At 46.2% G+C, this 649-nt stretch carries 2 protein-coding genes; both read right to left on the bottom strand.

What is annotated here, in order from left to right; translation table 11 throughout:
• Positions 1-413: site-specific integrase (locus R7Z49_RS25690; RefSeq protein ID WP_318112493.1), on the bottom strand; the 413-nt coding region annotated here is incomplete at its 3' end.
• On the bottom strand, positions 406-649 hold a 244-nt coding region (locus tag R7Z49_RS25685; protein WP_318112491.1), incomplete at its 5' end, for a hypothetical protein. The genes R7Z49_RS25690 and R7Z49_RS25685, both read right to left, overlap by 8 nt.

The following is a 649-nucleotide window of genomic DNA, read 5'->3' as shown; positions in this document are numbered from 1 at the left end:
GAGAACGCGTGGCTGGCCGATTGGTGTTGCGTGATCGCATCAACTTGCTCAGGAGTGTAAGAACGGGACGCTTCAATGCTCTCTAAAGAGGATTTTACGACATCGAGCTTTTCTGTTTCTTTCAGTTCATGTGTTACATGCTGCATCATGGTTTGGAGTGCTTGACGATCCATATCGACCGTTTTTTGTGAACACTCTTGAGCGCGGGTTTCTAAGTAAGTCTTAGTTTTTTCTGGCGTGAGTTCTCGGAGTGCGCCTAGTTTGAATTCTTTCAGGTAATCACAGCAAGTTTTAAGTGCTTGTTCGTAGTTCCTGGCTGTGCCTACCGAATCTATAATGTTGCCTTTACCCTGTAACTCTTTCATTACCGAGGCTGCTTGATTCTCTGATTTCGCGAAATGTCCTCTAGCCATGACGTGTCACTCCAATGGAATGAAGGTAACGAAGAATGGTACTTCTTGCGGCGTATTGTTTGTGTTTGGTTTCGAGGTGTAGAGCGATCAGTTCTAATGATGCGCCACTGGTATACATCTTGGCGATTTCTGCGCGGAATGGCTCAAGTTTGGACGTGCGTTTTTTGTAGTTTTTGCCCTTGCGTAGAGCACGTACTTTTTTGGCAGCTTCGGTCGCTGCGATGGGATCAAAGCTC

It is taken from the genome of Vibrio sp. 1562, assembly GCF_033340155.1.
In the GTDB taxonomy this organism is placed as follows: Bacteria; Pseudomonadota; Gammaproteobacteria; order Enterobacterales; family Vibrionaceae; genus Vibrio; species Vibrio alginolyticus.
Note: the sequence above shows the minus strand (reverse complement) of the source record. Positions and strands in the feature narration are given on the sequence as shown.